This is a genomic window from Pseudoalteromonas sp. 5Ae-yellow, from assembly GCF_014077565.1.
Taxonomy (GTDB): domain Bacteria; phylum Pseudomonadota; class Gammaproteobacteria; order Enterobacterales; family Alteromonadaceae; genus Pseudoalteromonas.
Genome location: NZ_JACGWD010000071.1, coordinates 1 through 22,621, shown reverse-complemented (window position 1 = coordinate 22,621; position 22,621 = coordinate 1). Strand labels below are relative to the sequence as shown.

At 33.2% G+C, this 22,621-nt stretch carries 19 protein-coding genes and 1 riboswitch; of the genes, 14 read left to right on the top strand and 5 right to left on the bottom strand.

The window, feature by feature from the left end:
• Window positions 1-289: 289 nt before the first annotated feature.
• Together H4J63_RS16400 and H4J63_RS16395 are read left to right on the top strand one after the other, a co-directional pair.
• Window positions 290-1,234 (top strand): siderophore ABC transporter substrate-binding protein, encoded by a 945-nt coding sequence (locus H4J63_RS16400; RefSeq protein ID WP_182197546.1) that lies wholly within the window; start codon window positions 290-292, stop codon window positions 1,232-1,234.
• A 405-nt stretch (window positions 1,235-1,639) separates the two neighbouring features.
• Window positions 1,640-2,829, top strand: a protein-coding gene (locus H4J63_RS16395; RefSeq protein WP_182197548.1) for an IS3 family transposase whose coding sequence is annotated in 2 segments (ribosomal slippage) — window positions 1,640-1,907 and window positions 1,907-2,829 — 1,191 coding nt in all. Because the reading frame shifts where the segments join, the coding sequence is not laid out codon by codon here.
• 29 nt (window positions 2,830-2,858) lie between these two features.
• On the opposite strand, the gene H4J63_RS16390 is transcribed toward H4J63_RS16395, so the two are convergent.
• From H4J63_RS16390 to H4J63_RS16375, 4 genes are read right to left on the bottom strand one after another with little or no spacing between them, the layout of a single operon-like run.
• Complete coding sequence (locus H4J63_RS16390) at window positions 2,859-4,814, bottom strand: EAL domain-containing protein (RefSeq protein WP_182197544.1); 1,956 nt, start codon at window positions 4,812-4,814, stop codon at window positions 2,859-2,861.
• Window positions 4,780-5,463, bottom strand: a complete 684-nt coding sequence (locus H4J63_RS16385; protein ID WP_220467230.1) for a transglutaminase-like cysteine peptidase — start codon at window positions 5,461-5,463, stop codon at window positions 4,780-4,782. Before H4J63_RS16385 ends, H4J63_RS16390 begins: the two co-directional genes overlap by 35 nt.
• A gap of 42 nt (window positions 5,464-5,505) precedes the next feature.
• On the bottom strand, window positions 5,506-6,807 hold the full coding sequence (locus H4J63_RS16380) for an O-antigen ligase (protein ID WP_182197543.1): 1,302 nt from the start codon (window positions 6,805-6,807) through the stop codon (window positions 5,506-5,508).
• A 28-nt stretch (window positions 6,808-6,835) separates the two neighbouring features.
• Complete coding sequence (locus tag H4J63_RS16375; RefSeq protein ID WP_182197541.1) at window positions 6,836-7,234, bottom strand: hypothetical protein; 399 nt, start codon at window positions 7,232-7,234, stop codon at window positions 6,836-6,838.
• 311 nt (window positions 7,235-7,545) lie between these two features.
• A riboswitch (cyclic di-GMP riboswitch) is annotated at window positions 7,546-7,637 on the top strand.
• 35 nt (window positions 7,638-7,672) lie between these two features.
• Here H4J63_RS16375 and H4J63_RS16370 point away from each other — a divergent pair.
• From H4J63_RS16370 to H4J63_RS16360, 3 genes are read left to right on the top strand one after another with little or no spacing between them, the layout of a single operon-like run.
• The gene (locus H4J63_RS16370; protein ID WP_182197540.1) at window positions 7,673-9,244 is read left to right on the top strand and encodes a calcium-binding protein; all 1,572 of its coding nucleotides are present in this window, start codon (window positions 7,673-7,675) and stop codon (window positions 9,242-9,244) included.
• Between the two features lie 60 nt (window positions 9,245-9,304).
• Complete coding sequence (locus tag H4J63_RS20550; protein ID WP_182197538.1) at window positions 9,305-10,918, top strand: ATP-binding cassette domain-containing protein; 1,614 nt, start codon at window positions 9,305-9,307, stop codon at window positions 10,916-10,918.
• The gene (locus tag H4J63_RS16360; RefSeq protein WP_182197536.1) at window positions 10,911-12,182 is read left to right on the top strand and encodes an HlyD family type I secretion periplasmic adaptor subunit; all 1,272 of its coding nucleotides are present in this window, start codon (window positions 10,911-10,913) and stop codon (window positions 12,180-12,182) included. The genes H4J63_RS20550 and H4J63_RS16360 overlap by 8 nt, the downstream gene beginning before the upstream one ends.
• Before the next feature lie 55 nt (window positions 12,183-12,237).
• Here the strand turns inward: H4J63_RS16360 and H4J63_RS16355 are convergent, their stop codons facing one another.
• Entirely contained in the window at window positions 12,238-12,657 is a 420-nt protein-coding gene (locus H4J63_RS16355) for a hypothetical protein (RefSeq protein WP_182197534.1), read from the bottom strand.
• Window positions 12,658-13,005: 348 nt separating this feature from the next.
• Here H4J63_RS16355 and H4J63_RS16350 point away from each other — a divergent pair, with 348 nt between their 5' ends.
• From H4J63_RS16350 to H4J63_RS16310, 9 genes are read left to right on the top strand one after another with little or no spacing between them, the layout of a single operon-like run.
• Window positions 13,006-14,631 carry a hypothetical protein gene (locus H4J63_RS16350; RefSeq protein WP_182197533.1) on the top strand — a complete coding sequence of 542 codons (1,626 nt, stop codon included), beginning with the start codon at window positions 13,006-13,008 and terminating at the stop codon, window positions 14,629-14,631.
• Between the two features lie 47 nt (window positions 14,632-14,678).
• Window positions 14,679-15,884, top strand: a complete 1,206-nt coding sequence (locus H4J63_RS16345) for an oligosaccharide flippase family protein (protein WP_182197531.1) — start codon at window positions 14,679-14,681, stop codon at window positions 15,882-15,884.
• Window positions 15,874-17,076 (top strand): hypothetical protein, encoded by a 1,203-nt coding sequence (locus H4J63_RS16340; RefSeq protein ID WP_182197529.1) that lies wholly within the window; start codon window positions 15,874-15,876, stop codon window positions 17,074-17,076. The genes H4J63_RS16345 and H4J63_RS16340 overlap by 11 nt, the downstream gene beginning before the upstream one ends.
• The gene (locus tag H4J63_RS16335) at window positions 17,077-18,027 is read left to right on the top strand and encodes a glycosyltransferase family 2 protein (protein WP_182197528.1); all 951 of its coding nucleotides are present in this window, start codon (window positions 17,077-17,079) and stop codon (window positions 18,025-18,027) included.
• 4 nt (window positions 18,028-18,031) lie between these two features.
• Entirely contained in the window at window positions 18,032-19,267 is a 1,236-nt protein-coding gene (locus H4J63_RS20545) for a glycosyltransferase family 4 protein (RefSeq protein WP_182197526.1), read from the top strand.
• A complete protein-coding gene (locus H4J63_RS16325; RefSeq protein WP_182197524.1) occupies window positions 19,267-20,199 on the top strand; it encodes an endonuclease/exonuclease/phosphatase family protein in 933 nt (310 codons plus the stop codon). The genes H4J63_RS20545 and H4J63_RS16325 overlap by 1 nt, the downstream gene beginning before the upstream one ends.
• 10 nt (window positions 20,200-20,209) lie before the next feature.
• Entirely contained in the window at window positions 20,210-21,055 is an 846-nt protein-coding gene (locus H4J63_RS16320; RefSeq protein WP_182197523.1) for a glycosyltransferase family 2 protein, read from the top strand.
• Complete coding sequence (locus H4J63_RS16315; protein WP_182197521.1) at window positions 21,052-21,504, top strand: UDP-N-acetylglucosamine--LPS N-acetylglucosamine transferase; 453 nt, start codon at window positions 21,052-21,054, stop codon at window positions 21,502-21,504. Before H4J63_RS16320 ends, H4J63_RS16315 begins: the two co-directional genes overlap by 4 nt.
• On the top strand, window positions 21,501-21,983 hold the full coding sequence (locus H4J63_RS16310; protein ID WP_182197520.1) for a glycosyltransferase: 483 nt from the start codon (window positions 21,501-21,503) through the stop codon (window positions 21,981-21,983). Before H4J63_RS16315 ends, H4J63_RS16310 begins: the two co-directional genes overlap by 4 nt.
• The last annotated feature ends 638 nt before the right edge of the window (window positions 21,984-22,621 follow it).

Here is a 22,621-nt window from a genome sequence, read left to right as displayed (position 1 = left end):
TTCTGCTTGCTGAGAAGCTATTTATCGACTTGCAGAAAACAATATGTATCTGCAAGCCTAGCCCTTGAGTTATTATTCAAAAATCAGCTGCCTGATGTATTCATTTCAGATGAGGCTGAATAGTTACATTTTATTTAGTATTACTTAGACAATTTATTTTAAGTGTTTTAGAAACTGCAACGTAAAAAACCGCTTTTTAATCAATAAAAGCAAATGCTACTCATTATCATTTGGTGTGTGGCATGCTAGCATATCCTTAATATGTTCATAAATTAAAAAGGAAATATAAATGTACGGCATACTAATAAAAATGTTTTTTATAGCTGGTTGTAGTTTTTTCTCAGTAGCTAGCTTCGCTAATTACCCAATAACAATTAGCCAAGGGAATACCCAAGTTGTTATAAAACAAAAGCCTATAAAAGTAGTTGTATACGATTTAGGTGTACTTGATACATTAACAGCACTTGATATTGATGTAACAGCGGTTGCTAAGGGAGTGTTTCCTGAATATTTAGCTCATTATAACTCCCCAAACAAAGCAATAGCGGGTAGCTTATTTAAGCCAGACTTTGAGGCACTTAAAAAAATTAAACCTGATTTAATTATAGTCGGACCACGCAGCCGTAGAGCATTAGATAAATTAACTGCAATTGCACCTACCATCGATTTAACATTAAGTTCCGATGATTTTGTCTCTAATATTAAAAGAAATATTATACTACTGGGTGATGTTTTTGAAAAACAACAGCAAGCAAAGTTATTGTGGAACAATTTAAATAATAAAATTAATGCTTTGCAGGCTAAAGCAATGGGTAAAGGGCCTGGGCTTGTTTTATTTACTGTAAAAGATATGTTTATTGCGCACTTACCTGGAGACAGATTTGGTATGGTGTATGAACTACTTGGTATACAAAGCCCAAATAAAATTAATAAACCGCAGCTAAAAGATAACGATAAAAGCCAAACTAAAGTGCAAAAAGCCAAACAAGCTGCAGTATTAACAAAGGATTATATGGCAACAAAACCAAATTGGCTGTTTATACTCGACAGAGGTTTAGCAACTGGTGGACAAAGCAATATTGAGCAAGCTTTAGCAAAAGCACCGTTTATAGAAAACTCTCAAGCGTGGCAACAAAAACATGTTTACTACTTAAACCCAACGCAATGGTATGTAATAACAGGCGGCTATACGAGTGTTCTTAATACTGTTAACGAGTTAAATACTATTTGGTAAACATTTTTATTAAAGGTGAGCTGATTATGAATATTTGCTCACCAATTCACTTTAGTTAGATACAAAACGGATAGCGAAAAATTGAAATTTCCTGCATATATATTGGTCATAAATAGAATTTAGCTCAGTACTTTTAAAAACTGCAACAAATAGGTAACTCTACTTATTCTGGTCAACCCGAACTAAACACTTTAAGTTGAGAACTTTTAAACTCCACAGGTAATAAGTAATCATTTACTGAATGCAGCCGAAGCCTATTGTTTAGAGTCTAAAATTGGCTGTCTAAACGTCGGTTGAGGCAGTTGCGCAGTTAAAATAAATACAGGGAGTGTGTAGTGGCATAGTTAATTTGGCCACCTATTAAGAGATGTTATGATTGATTTCATAGCAGCATTAGGTGCCAAGATGAAGAAGAAAATACGTAAGTCATTTAGTCCTGAATTTAGACTAGAAACGGCTCAATTAGTGGTCGATCAAAATTACACCCAAGAAGAAGCGGCCAAGGCGATGGGGGTGGGTAAATCGACTATCAGTAAGTGGGTTAGGCAATTACACGAAGAACGCGCAGGTAAGGCCCCTAAAGCCATGCCGATGACGCCAGAACAGCTTGAAATACGGGAATTGAAAAAGCGCATTGAACGAATAGAGCTGGAGAAAGAGGTTTTAAAAAAGGCTACGGCTCTGTTGATGTCCGACTCCCTGAACAGCTCTCGTTAATCGAGAAACTCAATCAGAGCCAGCCTAAGCGCTATCCAGTTACTTTATTGTGTGAGGTATTTGACGTACATCGCAGTACCTATAAATACTGGCTAGCCAGGGATAATGAAATTTGTCCTGAGCGAGTTCGTTTACTCAGCGATATTAAGCAGATACACAATGAGAGTAACGGCTCTGCGGGGGCCAGAACGATTGCTGATATCGTGACACAGCGCGGCACAAATCTCAGTCGATATCGTGCCGGCAGGCTCATGAAACAACTTGAGTTGGTGAGTTGCCAACTTCCGCAACATGCTTACAAAAAGGCGGCAAAAGAGCATGTAGAGATACCCAATTTATTGAATAGACAATTTGCCGTCACTGAGCCTAATCAAGTGTGGTGTGGCGACGTGACCTATATTTGGACTGGCAATCGCTGGGCTTATTTAGCCGTTGTGATGGATTTATTTGCTAGAAAACCGGTGGGCTGGGCGATGTCGTTATCCCCTGATAGTCAATTGACCATGCAAGCTTCAACCATGGCCTATGAGCGCAGAGGAAAGCCGAAAGACGTGATGTTTCATAGTGACCAAGGTAGCCATTACACGAGCAGGAAGTTCAGACAATTAATTTGGCGTTACCAATTGACTCAAAGCATGAGTCGCCGTGGAAATTGTTGGGACAACAGTCCAATGGAACGATTTTTTAGAAGTTTAAAAACGGAATGGGTACCCACTACAGGTTATAGGAGTTTTACCGATGCTAAGCATCATATAACGGATTATATTGTTGGCTACTACAGCCAGACTAGGCCGCATCAGTACAATGCTGGTTTAAGCCCAAACGAGTCAGAGAAAAGATTCTGGCTTTACTATAAAACTGTGGCCAATATTACTTGACCACTACAGGTTATTAACTACTCTAGGCATTATGCCTCAGAGCCTATACGATAGGGTAGAGCTATATATCTACCTTGAAAATATTCACACTTATTTTCAATAAGGATATCATAGGTTTCATTATCTTCAATTAGGCATGTAATAAACTTTATACCTAAGCCGTGCGAGAGCGTAATCAATGTTCTTAGGAAGTATTGATTTTCTTCACATTTAAGGTTGCTAATAAAGCTTCCGTCTAACTTAACGTAATCAATATTTAAACCTTGCAGATATTTTATAGAAGTTAAATTTATAGCAAAGTGCTCGATACAAACCCTGAAACCAAGTTTTTTTAGCGCAGCTATTACTTGAGCTGCTTTTTGCTGACTATCAATTATTACAGTTTCTTTTATTTCGAAAATAAGTTTTAAGGATTTTTCTTTAGCTATTTTACTTATAGATTCAAGCCAAAATATAAACTCATTGCTGTAAAGAGACTGCTTGGCTAAGTTAATTGCAATTGGTTTATCGTAGCGAGTTAAATCTTGTGCTAGTAACCCTGTTATTATTGCTTTATCTAGCTCAACAGTTAGCTCAAGCCGCTCTGCCATAGTGAACAACTGATTGTTATTAAGGGGCTTATTATTGTATAAAACATTAGAAAATAATTCATAGTATTCAACTTCCTTTAAATTATTTTTTATTGGTTGAGCGCTAAAATTAATTTCTTTATTTTCAATTGCATGGTTGATAACACTGCGCCATTGAGTAAAAGATATTGCAGATAGGTTTGAGTTAGAAATTATATCGACTTCATGAGGTGATGTGTCTAGTTGCGACAGTAAATCACTTAAAGTACATGTTTTATGGTAATCAATAGCTGAAACTCGAGCATAAGGAGAGTCTAATTCTGTGACCTTCTTTTGAGAAAAGTCGCGGCTCAAGTGTTCTAGCATTTCTTGCCTATACTCTATGCTAACACTCAGCATTAAGATAAACGTGCCTCCAGATATTCTAAATATTTCACTTTCTTGAGAAAAGTTAAAATTCTTTTGAATAATATTTTTAACTTCAAATACGTAGTTGTCTCCAGCAGCAAATCCAAAATTTTTATTAATAGATATTAAAGAATCAAGGGAGATAAGTATTAGGCATGAAACATCATCTTTATTCATGCCTGTTTGAGTTGCACTAAATTGATTCTCAAATGCTCGTCGATTACCTAACTGAGTAAGTTCGTCTTGGAAAACCTTTTTAGACAAACTTTCACTATGCTCTGATAAAGACTGGAAAGTCGAGTTTAAGTTTCTTACCATATTGTTCATTGCTTTGGTAACCGTTCTCAACTCTATTGAAAAGGGGACATCATTATTAATAATAAATTTTTTATATGTTACCGATTGAGCTTGTTTCTCAAGTTTTTTTAGAGGCCTAAATATAGCACTAAGTATAAAGTAACCTAGTATTAGGCTAATAATCAAAAGAGCTAAAGAGGTAATACAGGTGTCTATCGCATGCTTCCACAACTTTTCATAGGAAAGGCCTGGGTGGCTCTCGACTATTAAAGTACCGGCTATATTCCATCCATTATTAACTTCACTTGACTCAGGTACTCTTGGAAGTTCAAACATAGATGTAAACCAAGGCGGAATATCTTGTGATGTTAGTGGATTAACCCTTTCAATTAAAGTATTACCTTTTTTATCAACAAATCTGATACTGTGATAGTAGCCAGAGTCAAAAATAGCGGAGATCATGGTCTCTGCTATAACCAAATTTTCTTCATCAGTATAAGGAGAAATAGATAAACCTAAATTAATAGCTGCGTCATTAGCATGTACGCTCATTTGCTCTGTAAAGTAGGTTTTAGTTGTATTAATATCAATAATTAAACGTGCAAAAAAAGAAATTGAAACAAGTAAAAAGATCAAACCATATATTTGCGTCCTGAGACTCATACCAATATTAACTTTATTCTTCAATTTTAATTTCTCCATTGCTAACATTTATATCCACCTCTATACGCTCAATCATATCCTGCCAAGATTTTAAGCCATGCTGCTTACGAACTTTTTTTCCTATACCTCTAGCCTTAGAAAGCCAGAGGCCATGACCATTAAAGCTGTATATCGGTTTTAGGTCTGGACGTTTTGTCGCGGGTAAAATCTTATGTTCATAGTTATCAAGTATAAGTGGAGGTGAATCATTATTTTCTAAATAAATTAATACCATATGGGGTACGTCAACAGTTAGCTGACGTACATACATTAACCTAAGCTTATCTTCAGGAAAGCCCAAGGCAAGAAGGGAAAAATATTTAGCAATAGCATAATCCTCGCAATCGCCACCTCCACGGCCTATAGTTTCAATGGGGGACGCCCAATAATCTTTTTTGTTCCAAAAATCGATATCCTCATAATATTTAATCTCTTCGTTAAAAAACATATTTACAGTATTTAATTGTGACCATTCGCTAGCAGATTGACTATTTTCTAATAGCTTTAACCAACTGCCATAACGATTGACACCATTTTTATTGTATTTATTTTCAATTAACTGTAATAATTTTTTATTATTAAGTTTATCCTCTATTTTTTGAGAAAAAACAAATAAGGAAAAAACACATATACAGATAAATATTATTGTTTTTTTCAAATGCTTTTATTACCTAAAAATCTTTAAAATTCAATTTTTTGCCTATCTTTTTTTACTACTAAGTAGACCTAAACATATTATAACAATAAAAGTCATTGCATTAGCTGTTGCCTGCAGTGGGAAATCTACAATAATATGGAGAATCATAAATGTAATCGCAGTAGCCACTCCAAAACTGACTCCTTGGTATAAAGGTGATGTTTGTTGAGTCATATTCTTAAAGCAAATGTATAAAATATAAAGTAATGAAAAAAAGCTTAAAAAGCAGCTTAAAACACCAAACTCAATTGCAAATTGCACATACTCGTTATGCGCATGATCGTAAAAGCCGGAGTAAGGTATTGATTGTTTGGTAGGAAACAGTCCGTAATAAGAGCCTCCTCCAGATCCAGATAAGTAGTATTGCTTAACTAATGGAATTGAATCTTGGATAACTTCATCTCTTGTTTCTTCAATAAAGCTAGTTTCAGCTAATCTTTCTTGTAATTTATCGGCACCAAAAAGACTACCCACAATAATAGTATCAAGTACAAAAAAACTAATAATAAGATATTTTAAAGACCATGGCTTTGATTTATAAAATTTAAGAGCAAATAAGCTTACTGAGGCGAGAGATACTAAAAATGCAATATTCCCCATTCTTGAGCGAGTTAGAAGTAATGCGACAACAATAATTATAAGACACAACCGTATAACTAATTTCTTGGATAAAAGCGCTTTTATAAAACCTCTGAAATAATGAGTTAACTTACTATTAGAATTTCTTTTAATATCTAGCTCACTAATTATAAAACCAATCCCAATTGACAAAATAATAGCAAGGTAATTAGCTAAATGGTTATGGTATACAAAAGAGCCACTAGCTCTTTGTGAGTACTGGAAACCAAAAATAGGAGTGTAGGAGGGAGGTGATAAATTTAAAAATGTAGCATAAATTGCTTGAAATAACCCTGCAATAATTAAGGCATAGATAATGGTCGTTATTCTTTTTTTATCTATGGTGTATACACAAATTAGCCAAGCAAACATAAAAAAACTAGCTGTTTTTAATAGCACTATTTTTGTTTGTATAGGATCTGTTGAATAAGAAAAAATAATCTGGATTAGTAAAGTAAGTAATAAGGTACCAATTAAAGTAAAAATTGGCCAAGTACGTAGAGGAGGGAAAAAGCCATTGTTTTTATATATATTGAATATACAATGTAAAAAAAATAATGCAAAAACAATAAGTTCCGAAATTGCCCAAGCCCACGGTCTATTACTACCTAAAGGAATAGGAAGCCATATAATTAAACTACAAAGGCTATAAAAAATAAATTTATTAAGCATAAAAAGAAAACCCATAAAATGGGTTCCTTATAGAAGACTAAAATTAGTTACTTGAAGCTGTTGTTCCGCCGCCACCGCCGCCAGAACCAGTAGATCCTGTTAAAGGAGTACCTACTCCAGAGATTAAACCTGTACCACCTGCAGCAGTACCAGAGCTAATAAGTTCTAAATTTAAATTAGGGTTAGAACTTGCTAAAACAATTAAATCATCTTCTGACATGCCATTAGCTTTAGCAAAAGCAAAAAATGACTCTTGTTGACTTTCAGTAAGGGATAGATTGGCAAATAATGTACTCAAACAATCTTTTTTTACAGTATCGGCTAGGGCTAAACACTCTGAAAGTTGTTCTGAAGCAATATTAGCTTTCTCATCTGAGTCTTGTTGCGCTGATACCATTAGAGGAAAAGCGAGAATTATGATTAAAAAACTTACCTTTTTCATTTATTTACATCCTTATGTTAATTCAAACTTATTATAAACAAGCTAGTATCAATTTATTCATTAATCAAAGTATATATTTAATAAAATAATTTGCATCTTTTTTATTTTTAACCGCTCAAGGAAGATTGGCATGATTTAATGCTTATGTCTAAGGCATTAATCATTAGCCTTATTTAACAGGGTGTTAAAGTTTATGTGGATTTTAACTTGTTTTGTTTATTTCTAAGCGTTAATATTTCACAAAATATACGCCGTGCTCTTCAATGTGTAGTCTTCATTCACATAAAAGATTTGTATATTTTCAATCTTTAGTTTAAGAAAGCCAAACTTGATGCGAATCAAGGACGGAAAGCCACGGGTCTCCTCAAGGAATTAGTATCAGGATGATAGCCGGGTTGCTGAACATTATTATTTATAATTATAAATGTGAGGCACAAAATGAACACTTCAAATTTAGAAATAATCCAAACAGGTCTTCTCGGCCAATTTAACTTAGATCTTTCAACTTACAACACTTACGATTTTATCGGTGAGAATGCTGGTATGTCTGGTGCTTACGTAAGACTCGACCAAGGTTGGGCAGTGAGTTCTGCTGATCAACAATTACATTCGTGGTCTTCACTATTAGATGGCGTAGCTGATGAGTCAATTCAAAGCTATTCAATGGTGGGTATTACAGCAGTAATAGGCACTGGGGGAAATGATGTAATCGTTGGCTCCACAGCAGATAATTACTTAGATGGTGGTGCTGGCGCGGATTATATCCATGGCTTAGCAGGTAATGATGTGCTGATTGGTGGCTTAGGCGTTGATAAGTTGAGAGGTGATAAAGGCGATGACATTCTGATCGGTGGTTTTGAATGGAATGAACGTATTGATGGTGGTGAAGGTAATGATACCGCTAGTTTTGATGGTGAGACTTTAGATGGGGCAGGGGTTTACATTCGGTTGGACCAAAGCTTTGCTACTACCACTGCGATAAAAGACTCTATGAGTTGGAGCGATATGTTAGATGGTATTAATAACAATACACTAGCACATGACGATTTAATTTCTATAGAGAATGCAATTGGTTCTAAATATGATGATTCTATTAATGGTGATAACCAAGATAATATTTTACATGGTGGCGCTGGCGGGAATGATTGGTTAGGTGGTGGTCTTGGTTACGATACAGCAAGTTACGAAGGTGAAACAGAAGATGGTTTTGGTGTAAATGTAAATCTTGTTGCGGGTGGTAATGTTGGATGGGTATGGAGTACTAAACTAAATTCTGAATATAATTGGAGTGAAATAAGAGACGGTATTAATACTAATACTCTAGATCACGATAAATTAGGGAGTATTGAAAACGTCATAGGTAGTATCCACAACGATTCTATTACGGGTTCTAGAGGTGATAACATACTAAATGGTATGGAAAGTAACGACTTTCTTAATGGCCTTGATGGTGACGATATTTTGATTGGCGGAGCAGGTAACGACAAGCTTTATGGTGGGTTAGGTAATGACCATATATTTGCCGATGAAACAGACTCTCTTGTAAATGGAGGCAGTGGTTTTGATATTGTTTCGTTTGAGGATGTTAATGGCGATAATGAAGTAAATATTAACCTTGCGAGCCTAAATTACTCAGGCCTCGAAGCTATTGTTATAGGTAGCGACTTACAACAGCAAGTACACAATATTAATGTATCGCTTGACCAAATCGCGGCTGATACTGAAGGTACTTACGATGATATGTTTTTTGCTATTGGTATTGATACTCTTACGTTTAGTGACAGCGTTGGAATTGCTTCATTGACTCAAGAATTAGATGGCAATTATGAGGCAGAGTTAATAGCACTTCTTGGCTTAGACGAATCGACTCAATTACAGTCAACAACCTATGAAACTGAGGGCGGAAATTTCGTTACAGTTATCCAAGATGTAATAATTGATTCAGATATGGATATTGGTGGCATAGGCTCGCAAGATTTTATGGGCCAAGAGAGCATGTATATAGCTTAATTGTTACTGATTTAGAACAGCAGCTATAAGTTGCTGTTCTATACTTTAAAAGGAATTAGTGTGAAATCACTAAAGAAGCATATACGCAATCGTGCCCGGTGGACATTTTTTTTTAGTTTTGTAACTAGTGTATTAATGCTAGTTGTACCGATTTACTCCTTACAAGTATTTGACCGTGTATTAAGCTCCTTTAGTTTAGACACTCTATATTTACTAACTATTATCGCTGGATGGCTTGTACTAGTTTACGGCTGCTTAGAATGGGCAAAACAGAGGCTATTACATGCAACAGCAAATGAATGGCGTGAGCAAGCAATTAATTTATATGCAGAAACTGGCTTCACAAAAAGTGAAAATGGTAAGTTAATTAATGATATAAAACTAGCAGAAACTGGTTTACAAAACCATTTAGCAACAGTTGCCGACATTCCTTGGACAAGTATTTTCTTATTCGTTTTATTAATCATTCACCCAACATTTTTCTATATTGCTATATCGAGTATTTTTATACTCATGATTTTTGCCTGGATAAATTATTTATATAGCCAAAGAGTAAGTAGTCAAGTGTTAGCAAGTGATATGCAAACAAGTATTTTAGTAAATAAAAATTATTTAGTTGCCTCTGGCTTTATTTCTTCAATGGTTTCTATTTGGAAAAAATACACTCAACAATCTTCAAGCACGCAAATAAACTATAAAATAAAAACCTTAAATATTAGTAGTCTATCAAAAACATGCAGGCTGCTTGTGCAAATAGCGGTTACATGTGTAGGTGTTTCTTATGTTTTGAACCAAGCGTTATCAGTTGGCGGCATGATTGCTGCCAGCTTAATTATTGGCCGTGCACTAGCTCCGTTTGAGCAATCTGTTTTGCAATTACAGCACTGGGTTACGTGTTACAAAGCATGGAAAAGAGTCACTTCATATAATATAGATAACGAAATTAAAACCGAACCTGCAATCCCTAATGGTTCACTCATTGCAAATAAAGTTATTCATAAATATAGCAATTTAAATAAAGTATTTATAAAAGCTTTCAGTGCAAACTTTACTTCTTCCCACGTTATTTTGGGTGCTAATGGTTCAGGAAAAACGACTCTTTTAAAAATATTAGCGGATGAGTATCAGCCTTTTTCAGGCGACATAAGGATTGAAGGAAGCCTTTTAAGTAGCTGGGAATCTGTAAGTAAGCAAAAAATAATAGGGATATATCGCTCAGATTTACCTTTAACAAAAACAACTATTATTTCTAATATGGCAGTGGGTGAAAGTCAGGTATATGCAATGGAGTTGGCACAAGAGTTGGGGCTACATAAAAATATAATGCAACATACTAACGGTTACGATACTGAGCTTGTAAATATTGAGACTCAGCTTAGTAGTTCTGAAATTCAATTAATTATATTAATAAAAGCGCTGTCTAATAAGCCACATATATTAATAGCAGATAATATTGATGACCATTTAGATACTAGAGCCGAACTTGCTTTAGCTAAAATTTTAGCAAAAAGAACAGAGGAAGGTAAAATAACAATTTACTCAGCGAAAAAAATGAATTTGATAAGCAAAGCACAAAACATTATTTACCTTGAAGAAGGTAGTATTCAGTTTAATGGTAAAGCAACTGAGTTTTTTGCTACTCGTAATAAAATGAAAGAGGCTAGTAATGGATAACTTAGCAAGCAAAAAATGGTTAATTACCTGCTTTATTATATTTGTTATTGGCTTTGGTACTTTTTTTATTTGGTCTGTATTTTCTACTTTAAGTTCAGCATCTATGGCAGCAGGGAGTGTTGTAGTTAAAGGACATAAAAAAAGTGTGCAGCATTTAGAGGGTGGAATAATAGAGGCGATTTATATTGAAGAAGGTCAACATATAAATAAAGGCGATATATTATTTAAATTAGCAAAAGACCAATCTCAAAATTTATTTGAACAAACCCAAACTCAATATCAATATGCTAAAGCGGCTTTTCAGCGTATTCAAGCTGAGCTATCAGGAATAGATACACTTATATTTACTGATTTCGACCAAAATAATATCGAAATTAAACAAATGATTGATTACCAAGTTGAACAGTTTAATGCAAATAAACATAAACAAAATAGTTTAATATCGTTACAAGAAGAAATAAAAGAGCAGAGTACGCAAGAGTTACAAACACTCTTAGCAAGACAGGCATCGGATAAAAAGCAACTAAAAATTGCTGATGAGCAAGTTACTATGTATCAAGAGCTTGAAAAAAAAGGCTACTCTTCTAGAGCGCAATTTTTAAGTGCCAAAAGTAACCAAGAATCTATCCGAGGCCGATTAAGCGAATACATAGGATTAATTCAACGCGCTAAAGCATCGATTAATGAGTCAGAACTATCACTTGCAAGTATTAAGATTGAACATCAAAAGCAATTACGTGAAATTTTTGAAAAACAACAAGAGCTATTAAGAATTAGACATTCAGAATACATGCGGGTTAAAGATGTTTTAGATAGAACGACTATTATTAGCCCTATATCAGGGTACGTTGTGAATTTATCAGTAAATACACTTCAGGGTGTAATTAGTCCTAGGCAGGTATTATTAGATATTGTGCCAGATACAGATGATTTATTAGTAGAAGTTTTATTAAATCCTAAAGATATAGAGTCAGTTCATAAGGGAATGAAAGCAAAAATAAGACTATCATCTTATAATATGCGCCGCGTGGCACCTATTGATGGTTTAGTTGAAAACGTTTCTGCAGATAGAATTTATGACGAAGAAAAAGATATATCGGCTTATAAGGTTAAAGTTAAAATAGAAAATAACAGAACAGATATAGACTTATACCCAGGTATGCCAGCGGAAGTAATGATTTTGCTTGAAGATAGAACGCCAATGGATTATTTACTTTCACCATTAACAGAACTTAATTATAACGCATTTAGAGAAATAGATTAGATTTAAAAATAATGCCAATACACTTCAAATTTAAGAATGTATTGGCTTCGATAATTTAATTATCCGACCCTCCGCAATCATCATGACCACCTGAGCCACGCTTTTTACGCTTTTTATGATTCGCTTTATTCCTAGACCCATTTCCACCACCAACACAACCATGATTTGGACCGTGACGATCGTTACTCACAAAACCATCATCACGCCTTGATAACCACCATTCAAACTGTTTATTAAGTTGATTACTTCTTGCTGTGGCTGATGCCAAATTGATTTTTTGCATAGCAGTTGATAAATCATTTAATGCAGATTTATCAAATTTATATTTACTATCGATTGGTTTGTTTTTATTTATATAAGCTGAAAAGTTATTGTATATATTTGAACGTTTATAGTCATTTGATTTTGTATAAGTTGAAATTAATAACATTATACATACGCTTGTAGTAATGAATGCTTTCTTTAACCCCATCATTGACCTCCTTAAAGTGGAATTTAAGCTTATAATTTAATTCATAGAACTTCAATAATTATAAGTTAATTTAAACAATTTAAAACAAGTATAAGATAGAGTAAACAAGTTAAAGTTAATGCAGTAAATATAAACAATAATAAACAAAAGTAAACTTGTAGATAAATACCAACAAGTGTAAGGGTTGTATATAGTAAAAACAAGCGTCATTTTTTTATTTAGAATATGTAATTGAAGTTAAATTAATCACTTTGCTGTGTTAATAAGGTGCTCTTGTCTATATAATGTAGTTTGTCTTTAACGTTTTATTTTATAGATTACAATTAGAAAAGGTTTTTTAAATACATGGTTATGGATAATCAAATTAAAGGTAGCTACCTTTTAATTAACAGAAATTCTATTGAGCTAGCTAATAGATATAATAAATCAATAAAAGTATCATCAGATTTTTACCTTCATTTCACTTCAGGCTCTAACTTGACAGTGACGAATGATCTAGAAGACGAAATTATAGAGCAGTCTCCATTATCAGTTAAAATTAATTTACTTACCAATGGAGTAGAACTTACTTTATCGCAATTAGCAATTGGTGATGTTTACTATTTAGAACGAGAAAGTGGAATAGAAGCATTATCTTCTGATCCTGCTATATTAGCTGCTTTATTTGATTGTGAGCTGTCAATAAACGCAATATATCAAGATATATCAATTGGGTTTAGGTTAGGTAATTTATCTATATATGAGAATATATTCAAGTTAAATGCAAATCATTCAATTAAAGTTATATCTAATAAAATTACTTTAATTGAACACCCTCGACGAGTTGAAGTATTTAAATTAGCGCAAGAAAATCTTCTGGATACTTTGCCTAAAGAAGTTGCTCGTTGTTATTCAAATGGTTATGTATCTGAATTAACGGGGGGCATTGATAGTCGGCTCGTTTATGCCTTAGGATTAGCAGGGGGAGCTTCGCCTAAAATTGATTTTACTATAGGTAAACAATTTGATAATGATGTAATTGTTGCAGAATTAATAAGTAAGCAGTCAAAATCTAAACATATTAGAATTAATAACAATTTAATGGATAGTCAGCTTGTTGAAGATGGTTATGATTTTGTTTCATCTTCAGGTTTTAGTGTTAATGCAGCATCTTATAGTTGGCTTCCATCTGTTTATAGACAATTAGACTCGGTTAGAACTGGGCAGTTAACAGGAGCGGGAGGTGAGTGTGCCAGTGATTTTTATTTTACTCCTTTTGATCACCTAATAAAGAGTCCTTACATATTAGATGAATGGTTGAAGAAAAGACTTTATTTGTCAGGAAATAAAATGCTGAAGGTTATTCCCATTTGTGACGAATTACATAAAAATTTATTTAATAAATTAAAAGTTATAGTCAACACTTCAAGCATTGATACTTGGCGTAATAGTATGACCTCTTTATATTCCGAGCATAGAGTGAAAAATTGGGTTGGTCCTGTCTTAAATGCATCAGGCAATTATTACAATGTTGCAGCACCACTTTTAAGCGATACATATTTAACCTGGGCTAATTCGATACCTTTTAATTTACGTAAAAATAGACAGGCTCAGATCGATTTGATTCAAAAGTTGAACCCGAACCTTGCTAATATCCCTTATAGCTATCAAGTTGAAAAAAATAATTTATTAAATAATAAATATATTAACTTAGTTAATAAAATATATAAGAGAACATTGAGTTTTAAAGCTGCTGATGATATTGGTTCCACATCGACAATTAAAAGTTTAGTAAGTGATATTTTCATTAATAATGAATTGAAAGTAATAATGAAAGATAAATTACAAATGAAAGATGAAGATGTTGAAAGTATATTAAGTAATCCAGATCTTTATACAAAACAGTTAGGTTTTCTTATTACAGCTTGTTGGGCTAAAAGAAAAGCTAATGAAATAAAATCAATGAAAGTTATTGAAATGCAAAAGACATATATTTAGCTTTATAGTTCATTTTACTATTTAAGATGGAAATCAAGGAAAGAAATTTGAATCATAAATCATTTTTTAAAGGGACAATCATTTTCTCTTTAAGCCAATTGTCAGTTCAAGTTATAGGATTAGTACGTAACTCCTTGATTGGGCATGCAGTAAGTCCAGCTGACTTTGGTAAAGCCGCTGTTTTTGCTTTGGTAATTTCTTTAGTTGAATCCTTAAGCGAATTTTCTGCAGAAAAGTTGGTTTTACAATATAGGTTTGGATGCAATAGTAAGTTAGTTGCAAGTATACATTTATTTAATGTTTTAAAAGGGTTTCTTTCCTCAACAATTATTATTTTATTACAACCATTTTTTTTATTCTTCTTCGACTTAGGAGATGCAAGTTGGGGGTTATATTTAATTGCCTTTATACCTATAATAAAAGGTTTTTCAAATATAGATTATATTAAAGAGCAACGAAAGCTTAATTTTAAGTACAATGTTTATGTCGAATTGTCAGGTCAATTGATGGCCCTGATAACTGTTTGTATAGTATTGATTTATTATGCTGATTATAAAGCGGCCCTTTTTTCTTTGTTAGCTCAAGCTTTATTCTTTAATGTCGCGTCACATTTTTTTTCAAAGTCTAAATATAAAATACGTTATAGTCGAACTATATTTTGTAAAATAATTAGTTTTGGTTGGCCATTACTTTTAAATGGTTTAGCTCTGTTTGTAATTCTTCAAGGCGATAAATTTATAATATCTAAATATTTTAATATGGAAATTTTAGGTTATTATAGTGCATTGAGTATTTTGGCATTTATACCTGTTGTAATTGCTACGAAAATATTGATGAACACACTTCTTCCTTTGTACTCAAGTAAAGTCGAAATTAAGAATAGCTATATAAATTATTTTCCTTTTATAGTATGTATTGGTTATCTTTTTTTTACTTTGATGTTTGAGGATTTTATTATAAATATAGTGTTTGGAAAGCAGTATTTAAATCAAGGGTATATTTTTAAAGCTCTTGTTATTATGTGGTTTTTTAGGTTGATGCAAACAAAAAAAGTAATTCAATGTATTGCTGCGGGCGATACAAAAATACCGTTAAAAACGACGTTAATAAGGATGTTATTTGTGCCTTTTGGATTTTTATTAGTAAATGTTTTTTCTACAGTAGAAAGTATTGTTATCGCAGGTGCTTTTGGGGAGATTTCTGCTCTAATTTATATATACTTTAAAAATAACAAGGTTGAGAATGAAAGCTAATCCTAAGCATATTTTGTTTCTATTCTTTCTGTGCATATTACTCCCTCCAGAAATAAGTTTTAACCTTGGCTCTATCAGGCTGACGCCTTATAGATTAATGTTACTAATACTAATAATTCCTTTACTAAAGTGGTTGTTTTTTGACTCTGATAGAGGGTGGTATATTAAGTTGATTGACGGCCTAGTCATTTTTAATTGTTGTTGGTCTGTGGTTAGCTTAATTATAAATGCAGGGCTTTCACAAGGTATTGAAAGTGGAGGTATTTTATTTGTTGAATCTATAGGTTCATATTTAATTGCAAGAAGGCTAATAAATAATCAAGAAATGTTTGATTACTACATTAAGTTGTCAATGTTTTTATGTGTTATTTTATTGCCTTTAGTTTTATTTGAGATGTTTACGCGTATTCATCTCATTCGTGAAGTTGCTTCAACAATATTTGGAGGTGGCTTTTATAATACGATTGAGCCGAGAATGGGGTTTGCAAGATCTTATGGAAGCTTTGAGCACCCTATTTTATTAGGTGTTTTTGCTTCTACGTTCGGACTTCTTTTTTATTACTCTAACGTAGTTAAAAAGAAAAAAACAATGTTTATTACAGCTGTACTTGTAAGCCTTAGCTCACTTTCATCAGGAGGGATTTTAGCAATTGCCCTTCAAGGTGCTTTATTAGCTTGGAGTAAGCTTGCTGACACTTTAAAAATAAGCTCGAAGTGGAGAAAATTAATACTACTTTTGATAATATCTTATTTGCTTATGTCCTTAGTATCAAGTTCACCTTTGAAGTTCTTTCTATCAAAAATAACCTTTAGTCAACAAACTGCATATTTTCGCACAATTATATTTGAATATGGCGCTCAAAATGTAGCTGCTCACCCTATTTTTGGTTTAGGGTTTTCCGATTGGGTTAGGCCATTTTGGATGCCTCCAAGTGTAGATAATTTTTGGTTGCTTACAGCAATGAGATTTGGATTGCCTAGTTTAATTAGCTTAGTAGCTGCGGTATTTATACTTATGAACCTGATTCTAAAAACCAATAAAGATAAAATAAGTACTGCTTATATTATAGTACTTGTTTCATTTGTTTTTGCTGGGTGTACAGTGCATTTTTGGAATCAACTACTTGTATTTTTTTACTTCTTTCTTGGCTTGGGAATCGCATTGGTTAAAACAGAAAAAGGACCTGTTTAAATGAATAAATATGAATTAACTATCGTTATTGTAAATTGGAATACTAGGCAATTAGTTTTGGATTGTTTAGATTCTATTTATAGTAATTATACAAGTGATGATTGGAATGTTGTTGTCGTTGATAACAACTCTCATGATAACTCTGCTGATACTTTCGAAAAGGAATATCCGAATATTGAAGTTGTTCGTAATAACGATAATGTTGGTTTTGCTGCTGCTAATAATCAAATATTGAAAAGAGACGACTCTGATTATTATTTATTACTTAACTCTGACACATACGTTATTGGGGATGTTTTAAAAAAATCACTGGATTATATTAAAAGTAATGAAAGTTTTGGTGTGATGGGGTGCCGAGTTTTAAATAGTGATAAATCAGTACAATATACATGCTCAAAATTTCCGACCCTTAGTAGCAAAGTAGAACAAGTTTTTCAGTTCACTAAACTCTTTGGTGGTAAATATAAAAGTGATGAATTAATGACTAATTGGCACCGAGACTCTGAACGGGAAGTTGATGTTGTTACTGGTTGTTATTTATTAATTAGAAATATAGTAATACAGCAAGTAGGTGTTTTAGACGAAGATTTTTTCTTTTTCGGTGAGGAAACCGATTGGTGCTACAGAATTAAAAAAGCTGGGTGGAAAATACAATTCAGTCCTGTTGGTGAAATTGTACATTACGGAAGCTTTAGCGCCCAAAAGCTGAGCTATAAAAGAGATTTAATGTTATCGGGAGCAATTGTTCGTTTCTTTTTAAAAAACAGAACAAAAACCGAAGCTGTTTTAGTCTACGCTGTGATGTTTTGTTTTAATGTTTCGCGTGCTTTAGTTTGGACAATTAAATACGTATTTAATCGGAAGATTTTTTCTAAACAAAGGGCATCTTTGTTTTTAAATTGTGTTTTGAGGTACCACAAAGCTTGGCCTACAAACAAGAAGGGGTGGTAATACTGTGAAGAAAAAGCTCCTAATAGTTGCCCCTGGTATATCTCAATTTGATGTCGGCGAAGTATTTATTGGTTATAAATGGGTACAAGAACTTAGTAAATATTTTGATATTACTGTTTTAACTTTACGATTAAAAGGTAAGCGAACAATAGAAAATGGTGAGCTTCCTGTAAGACTTATCCACTTTGAGGAAAAAAGCGGGTTACACCGTTTTGAACGATTTAACGCTATAGCAAAACCTTGGTATTTTTGTTTTTATCGTGATGTTAAAAAGTGGCTTGATGTAAATGATGAAACCGGAGATAAGTTTGATTGGTATCATCAAATTACACCGATGGCCGCCCGTTACCCATCTCCTCTTGCATCTGGATGTAGAAGGTTTTCTTTAGGTCCTGTTGCTGGTGCACTTCCCGATGTCGACAGTTTTAAAAGTGAACTAGATACGATGTCTTGGTATATGAAATTTAGAGACGTTGATAAATTACGCTTTAAGTATGATCCGATATTAAGAGGTTCTTATCAATCTGCGACAAAGATTATTGCTGCAGCAGATTATATTAAAGAGAAACTGATTTTAGAACTTGGTATTAACGAAAGTACCATTTCGGTTTTGAATGAGTTAGCTGTTGACTCTGTAATGGTTACTGAGAGTGATTTAGTCAGTAAATTTGAAGATCGCAATAAAACTATTAAGCTTCTTTTTGTTGGTCGTCTGGTCAGAACTAAAGGTGTTAAAGATCTAATAAGGTGCTTACCTTTAATACAAAATGATGTGGATTTTCATCTGGATGTTATTGGTACAGGAACTGATTTAGAAGCATGCATAGATGAAGCACGTAAATTATCGGTACATAATAAAGTTACTTTTCATGGCAAAATGGATCGAAATGATATTGATGCTTTTTATAAATCTGCAGATATTTTTGTTTTTCCAAGCTTTAGAGAACCCACCGGAGGGGTCGTAATTGAAGCACTTAGCTTTGGTTTACCGATGATTGTTCTTGATCACGGAGGACCTCAATCTACAGTAAATAACTCAGTCGCTATTAAATTAAATATTTCAACACCGCAAGCACTTGTCGAAGATCTTGCCAATCAAATTACTTCTCTTAGCTTAGATGACAAACGCAGAGAAGAGATGGCCTATAACGCATTAGAATATTGCAAAAAAAACTATTTATGGGAAAGTAAAGTTAAAGGGTTTTCGCATACTATGATGAATTGGATTATTGAAAAATAATGAAAGCATTACTCTTTGATCCAATACGTTATCTGGCATTTTTCTTGAGTGTAATTTTAATATTTTGGCTAACCGTTGGGATAGCCAACGATAATTTTATTATTTACAGGTTTTTAAATTACTTTGCACAATATGTATTACTGATTGTTTCAGCTATTACTTTATTATGCTTTTATAAAAAATATAAACTACTGCTTATTATAAATTTATCTTTATTTGGTATTTTGTTTTTAAATATCTTTATTTTTTCGGAGCAGCCAACAAATATCAATTCTACACAATCAAAAAAAAATACCTTATCAGTAGTAAGCTTTAGTAAAATGTCTAGGAATGATAACTTTAGAGAATTAGCGAATATAATTGATTGTAATGAGTTTGATTTAATAGTTGTTCAAGAAATCCCTGATTTTGATACTTTTATAAATAGTACAGATTACAAAAGGAATTGCTTTAGTGTGTATAATGAAAATGTTAAAAAAGCAGTTTTTTCTAAGTTTACCATTGAAGATAGAGGTAATTTAGGTGCCAATCAACTAGTTGATATTTCAATAGGTAAAGAGATAATTACTGTGATAAATGTTCGATTAGATAAAGGAATATTTAATTCTCAAATGCAGATAATGCAGGCTGATAGTTTAGCAAAAGCGATTAAAAAAATTGATAATAAATTGATTGTTCTTGGTGATTTTAATTCTACTGAGTTCAATTATCCTTACCAAGTTATGACTACTCACTTAAATGATTCGCTTAGAGAAGTTGGCTTTAATTTTTCACAAACTTTTCCTGGAAAGGCTCGCCGAATAGGTATGCTTGGTCCATTAATACGAATAGATTATATTTTTCATAAGGGTTTTTTTGTTGAAAGTGCTTATGTGATAGATAGTTCGTATGGTTCAGACCATTATCCAGTCTATACAAAGTTCTCATTTTAAGGATTATTAAATGAGTGAAATGAATATGTTACCAGCTATTATTATTCCTGCTTATAACGAGCGCAGTGTAATAGCCCGTACTTTAAAACCGCTTTATCAGGGTGTAAAAGAGGGGAAATATACAATTACAGTTGCTGTAAATGGTAGTAACGATGGTTCTGTCGATTTTATTCGTAATGAATTTCCTGCCGTGTGTTGTTTAGATATTGAACTTGGATCAAAGACCAACGCAATAAATGTTGCCGAAAAATCCAATGTTGGTTTTCCTCGTATCTATATGGATGCTGACGTTGTAGTTAATTATGACGGGCTCCTGTCTATAATAAATACTTTGGAATCTTCGGTATCACCTTTGTTAGTTTCTCCTAAGGCTGTTATGGAATTTAGTAGCTCTAGTATATTTGTAAAAGCTTTTTATCGGGCTTGGTTTAAAACTAAATTCTATTCTTCACAAGGGTTTGGTAGCGGTGTATATGGTTTAAATAAGCAAGCTAGAGCGTGTTTTAAATTATTTCCTGATGTGATTGCTGATGATGGGTTTATAAGAGAAGTAGTGCCTATTTCAAAGCAGCAGGTTGATACTAATTGTACATCTATGGTTACTGCACCAAAAAAATTCGGTGATTTAATTAAAATTAAAACACGGAGTAAGCTTGGTAATATTGAGCTTAAGAATAAGTCTCTACTTATTAATAAAAATTTACCATCAAAGCGCTTCGTTTCAATGCCAACCTTTTTTGAATTTATGGTTTATGGTCTAGTAAATTTAATAGCAACGAAATTGGCGAATAAAAAATATAAATCTTTAGAAACATACCAATGGCAAAAAGATGAATCATCAAGGAATGTGGAATGAAAAAAAAATTAGTGATGGCAATAGCTTCTCGAGGTGGTCATTGGATTCAGTTAAATCGATTATCAGCGGTTTGGGAAGAGCAAGATGTTATTTTTATAACTAATGACCCATCGCTTGAAAGTCATGTTGGTAATGCTAAATTTGAAACTGTTATTGATGCTAATATGGATCAAAAGTTGAAATTAATTTTTCTAGCTGCCCAGACTTTTTTTAAAGTTTTGAAACATCGACCAGATGTAATTATAAGTACAGGTGCCGCACCTGGTTTCTTTGCTTTAATTTGGGGGAAATTAATTGGCGCTAAAACTGTTTGGGTCGATTCTGTAGCAAATGCGGATGAGTTATCTTTAGCAGGAAAAAAAGTATCAAAGATTGCAGATGTTTGGCTTACGCAATGGCCTGAAGTAGCAAAAGAAGATGGTCCTTTATACAAAGGGAGAGTATTTTGATTTTTGTAACTGTAGGTACACAGCTTTCATTTGATCGACTTGTTAAACAAGCCGAAAATTGGGCGCTTGAAAATAACTATACAGATATAGTTTTTCAAGTGGGCAGCCAAGGCTATAAACCTCTTACAGGTAGGTCGTTTGAATTTATATCAGGAAAAGAAGCTGATGATTATTTTAATGAGGCATCGGTTGTTATTGGCCATGCAGGTATGGGAACTATTTTATCTTGTTTAAGTGAAGGAAAGCCTTTAGTTGTTATGCCTAGACTTTATACATTAAATGAACATCGAAATGACCATCAGTTGGCAACATATACTAAATTAAAATATTTAGATGGTTTATTTCCTGCTGATGATGAGTTAATGCTCAATAACGCGATTAATGATGCGCTTAAGAGTAATTCAAAAAGCCACGCATTTAATAGTAGGGCCCCAGTTGAAATAACTGACTATATTAAAAGCCGTATTTATTCGTTTTAAGATGGGAAATTGCCAGCGCAGAAATCTCTTTACTAGGTTTATGTAACTTCTGTTCCCTAATTTAATCAAGTTAACATACCTTTGTTTTATTAATTCCAGAGATTATAAAATCACCTCAAGATTATACTTAAGCCCAATATTTTCCCAAAGAAATAGTATGTAAAAGCACTAAAATTCAATACACCTTCAAGGTAGGCTGAACTGCGCATCGCTTATTTTTGTTTTGCTGGCATATATTTATTTAGCTTTTAGTTGATTAAATACGACGAGCCTCAGTGTAGCAAATACAGACACTCCACCTTCGAATCAATTTGGCGCATGCTTTCTCTCTAGTGGATAATCATTAGCTAAATTTTAAATATCCTCCGAGCCTTGGCATTCAGAAAAAACGTGCTGACGGCTAAGAATAAGATATCAAATAGTTTATGCACCTGTTTACATTTTTGGTGAGGGTCATTGATTGATTTTAAATAGCTGAATATCAGGCATAGATATACTTCTTAAAAAAAAGTAGGTAGTGTTTAGAAATCTGTGTCATTTCAGTATTATTAAGAAAACAGGAGTGACACATGACTCAATCTTTCGACTTCAACAAAGCATTAGCTGAACTTCAAGCTGGTAAAGGCCTTACTGGCGAA